The 4,247-nt window shown below is 61.9% G+C and carries 4 protein-coding genes; 1 reads left to right on the forward strand and 3 read right to left on the reverse strand.

All coding sequences use genetic code 11. The features are described from left to right. Positions 1–56 precede the first annotated feature (56 nt). Positions 57–1,100 (forward strand): glycosyltransferase family 9 protein, encoded by a 1,044-nt coding sequence (locus VIM98_RS07375; RefSeq protein WP_331992457.1) that lies wholly within the window; start codon positions 57–59, stop codon positions 1,098–1,100. A gap of 175 nt (positions 1,101–1,275) precedes the next feature. Here the strand turns inward: VIM98_RS07375 and VIM98_RS07380 are convergent, their stop codons facing one another. The 3 genes from VIM98_RS07380 to msbA all read right to left on the reverse strand — a co-directional run. Then, complete coding sequence (locus tag VIM98_RS07380; RefSeq protein WP_331992458.1) at positions 1,276–1,671, reverse strand: DUF6165 family protein; 396 nt, start codon at positions 1,669–1,671, stop codon at positions 1,276–1,278. A gap of 59 nt (positions 1,672–1,730) precedes the next feature. Next, the gene (gene lpxK / locus VIM98_RS07385; protein WP_331992459.1) at positions 1,731–2,711 is read right to left on the reverse strand and encodes a tetraacyldisaccharide 4'-kinase; all 981 of its coding nucleotides are present in this window, start codon (positions 2,709–2,711) and stop codon (positions 1,731–1,733) included. Positions 2,712–2,723: 12 nt separating this feature from the next. After that, positions 2,724–4,247, reverse strand: a 1,524-nt coding sequence (gene msbA, locus VIM98_RS07390; protein ID WP_331992460.1) for a lipid A export permease/ATP-binding protein MsbA, incomplete at its 5' end; no start/stop codon positions are given.

Genomic DNA, 4,247 nt, shown 5'->3' on the forward strand with positions numbered 1-4,247 from the left:
GTTCGTGCATCATCATGTCCGGTTCAACTCGTCCCGCCATTCTAGCCTAAGGCCTTATGTCCGCTCCCACGTCGATCTGCCTATTGCGTACCTCGGCCATCGGTGATGTCACCCATGTGGTACCGCTGGTCCACACGCTGCAACAGGCCTGGCCACAAGCGCGCCTGACCTGGATCGTGGGCAAGCTCGAACGCAAGCTGGTCGGCGACCTTGCCGGCGTGGATTTCGTCACCTTCGACAAAGGTGCCGGCTGGGCCGGCATGCGGGCGGTACGCGAACAGTTACGCGGGCAACATTTCGATGCCCTGCTGCAGATGCAAGTGGCCCTGCGCTCCAATCTGCTCAGCCTGGGCATACGCGCCAAACGCCGGATAGGCTATGACCGTGCGCGCGCCAAGGATTTGCATGGACTGGTCGTCAACGAGCGTATTCCCGCGCGCAGCGGTGAACACGTCCTCGAAGCCATCGGCAGTTTCTGCGAGCCGCTGGGGCTGAAACAACGCGAAGTGCGTTGGGATATTCCGGTTGCCGAGGAAGCTCATGCCTGGGCTGCGCAGAATTTGCCTGGGGATCGCCCCACGCTGTTGGTCAGCCCTACCTCCAGCCATGCTTTACGCAACTGGGACAGCGAGCGCTACGCGAAAGTCATGGATCATGCTGCCGCCAAAGGCTGGCGTGTCGTGCTTGTCGGTGGCCCTTCGGCGAACGAACGGGCCATGGCCGATCGCATCCTCGCCGCCACACGGCATGCACCGCTGGATCTCACCGGCAAGGACACCCTCAAGCAATTGATGGCGATGCTCGCTCGCGCACCGATGCTGCTGACGCCCGATTCCGGTCCGATGCATATGGCCAATACGGTCGGCTGCAAGGTACTGGGCCTGCATGCCGCCAGCAACCCGGACCGCTCCGGCCCCTATTCCGATCGCCGCTGGTGCGTGAACAAGTACGACGAAGCGGCCCGCAAATATCTCGGAAAGCCGGCCAGCGATATCCCATGGGGCACCAAGATCGAAAAGCCCGGAGTCATGGACCTGATCGGTGTAGACGAGGTGATCGAGCGCTTCGAAGCATGCGCCGCTTTTTTAGGCATGGCGTAAAAGCCGGCCATTTTCTTTGTAACGCCTGTCGCGGCTGAAGCCGCTCCCGCAACACTAGGCAATGCATGACCTGCTTCTGTGGGAGCGACTTCATTCGCGACAGTACGGAGCGATGTCGAGCAGTTCTCGGCAACCGTTGGCAAGCTGAAATCGATACAGGCGCTCAGCGCCGACCTCACGCCTTATAATTCTCGTACGACTTCTCTTCCACCAGCTGCGATCCAAGCTTGAGATTGATTTCGCGCTTGAACGCGGCACGCTCGTCGTTGCGGAAGTAAACCGCGCGGGCAAGCTCGATAAACTCCCGATCGAAAGCCTGTGCCTTTTCCTTGAGACGGATGCGATCCTCGATATCCCACAGGGTCTCGTTGACCTTGAGCAGGTCGGCACGCTCGCGCGAAATATCGGTCTTCGAAGCCGGATCGTTGGCCCACGTGGCGTTGAGCAAATCCAGTTCGTTGCGCACATTCGCCAGCTTGGCAGGGTCGGTAATCTGACGCGACTTGATTTCGAGGATGGTGATCTTGTCGATCAGCTCGCCGTAGGACACCGGCGTGTGGATAAGGCTCATGACATCTCCGCGGACATGGCGATCAATATAGGCCACCATGATAAACCACGACAGCCGCTTCAGTGCCGAACCGCCTGGACGCGACGGACAAGCGCCACCAGGAAATCGTCAGGCAACTGTGCGCGAACCGGTACCGCCCACCAATGCGGCTTGGCGAAGGCCATGCATTTGACGGCATCCTTCTCGGTCATCAACAGGGGCTGCCGACCCGGAAAATCCAGTTCCGCAGCGGTATAGGCGTGATGATCGGGGAAAGCCTGAGCCTCGACGTCGAGCCCCTGCCCGCGCAGGCTATCGAAAAAGCGCTGTGGATTGCCGATCGCAGCGACCGCACGTACGGGCTGGCCTGCGAAGGTACCCAGCGGCACCGTATGGCAGTCGAGCAAACCGCGCGCCTCCCCACCGGAGAGCTTCATGGGCACCTCGGCAGGCCCAGGCCGACCGCCGTTGCAGACTCGAAACGTCACCGTCTCCAGCCGCCGCAGGGGCTCGCGCAAGGGGCCGGCGGGCAACAGCCGGCTATTGCCGAAGCGTCGTTCGCCATCGATCACGCAGATCTCGATATCGCGCGCCAGCCGATAGTGCTGCAGGCCATCGTCGGCGATTACCACATCGCAGCCAGCCGCGAGCAACAGGCGCGCGGCCGCTGGACGATCGCGTCCTACGGCTACCTCGACGCCACTGGCACGGATCAGGCATGGCTCGTCGCCGACTCGTGCCGGATCGGGCATCGCATCCAGCAACAAAGGCTCACGCTGCGTACCGCCGTAACCGCGGCTCACCACGCCAGGGCGAAAACCGTGCTGACGCAAGGCTTCGGCCACTGCGATGGTCAACGGCGTCTTGCCGGTGCCGCCTACGCTGATATTGCCGATGACCAGTACGGGTACGGGCAATCGCTCGCTAGACAAGGCGCCGCTTCGATACAGCATGCGTCGCAGGCCGGACAAAGCACCATAGAGCGCGCTCAACGGCCCGGTCCACCAGGGCGCACGCCCCTGTCCGTACCAGGCCGCTTGCAGCATATCGGCCAGCGCCATCGCCGTAGCCCTTCAGTCGCCCGGCCGCTCATGGAACTGCATGCGATGCAGGGCCGCGTAATGACCGCCCAGCGCAAGCAATTCGGCGTGCCTGCCGCGTTCGACAATGCGCCCCTGATCCATCACCGCGATCTGGTCGGCACCCTCGATGGTGGATAGGCGATGCGCAATCACCACAGTGGTGCGGTCGCGCATCAGCCGCTGCAGTGCCTGCTGAATCAAGCGCTCCGATTCGGTATCGAGTGCGCTGGTCGCCTCGTCCAGCACCAGAATCGGTGCGTTCTTCAAGATGGCTCGTGCAATCGCGATGCGCTGGCGCTGGCCGCCGGAAAGCATGTTGCCACCTTGTCCGATCGGCGTATGAATGCCGTTGGACAGTTTGGCGATAAATTCCATCGCGTTGGCCGCTTCGGCTGCCGCAACAATGGCAGCCTCACTGGCGCCCGCCAATTCGCCGTAAGCGATATTGTCGGCAATAGTGCCATCGAACAACACGACACTTTGGCCGACCCATGCAATCTGCCGGCGCAACGAGGCCAGGGTGTAACTCTGATAATCCTCGCCGTCCAGCATGACCGTCCCGGCGCTCGGCTCATAAAAACGTGGGAGCAGACTGACCAGGCTGCTCTTGCCGCTGCCCGAACGGCCCACCAAGGCAGTGACGGTACCCGGGCGACACTGCAGGTCGATCCCACGCAAGGCCTCGAACTGGTTGCGTGGATAGACCAGGCGCACGTCCTTGAACACGATGTCGCCCTGTGTGCGATCGAGCACGCGCGTGCCGTTGTCGACCTCAGGGGGCATATCGATGATCGCGAACAGATCGTCGCAGGCGGCCAGGCCGCGCTGCACGTTCGACTGCACATTGGTCAGGCGCTTGAGCGAGGGCATCATGCCGCCCATCGCCGTCAGCACCGAAATGAATACACCGGGGGAGATCTTGTCGATCTCGTCCGGCCGGGTGCCCAGGTAAACCAGCAAAGCAAGCGCAAATGCCGCCGCCGTCTGCACCGTGGCACTGGACATCGCGCTGGTAGCCGACACCTTGAGGTTCAAGCGGCGACTGTAAGTGGTGACTTCCTCGAAGCGCTTCGATTCATGCTCCTGGCCGCCGTAGATGCGTACCTCCCGGTGCGCGCCAACCGATTCTTCCACTGTGCCTGTGACCGCTCCCATCGTGCCCTGGATACGTCGGCTGATCTGTCGGTAACGGCGGCTCACCACGGTCACGATCAGCACGATCGCCGGCACCATCACGAATAGCGCCATGGTCAGATAAGCGCTGCTGCTCAGCATGACGTAGAGCATGCCGATCACCGTCAGGCTTTCGGTCACCGCCACCTTGACCGCGTCTGTCGATGCGGAAGCCACCTGCTCGCTGGTGTATGTAATACGCGACACCTGCTGACCGGAGTGCTCGTCGCCGAAGAAGCGAGCCGGCAATCGCAGATAGGCGGCAAATACGTCGCGGCGCATCGTCTGCACGATATTGCGGCCGATGTACGAGATACCGTAGTCGTTGATGAAAATGCCAAC

It is taken from the genome of Dyella sp. (assembly GCF_036568765.1).
Lineage (GTDB): Bacteria > Pseudomonadota > Gammaproteobacteria > Xanthomonadales > Rhodanobacteraceae > GSA-30.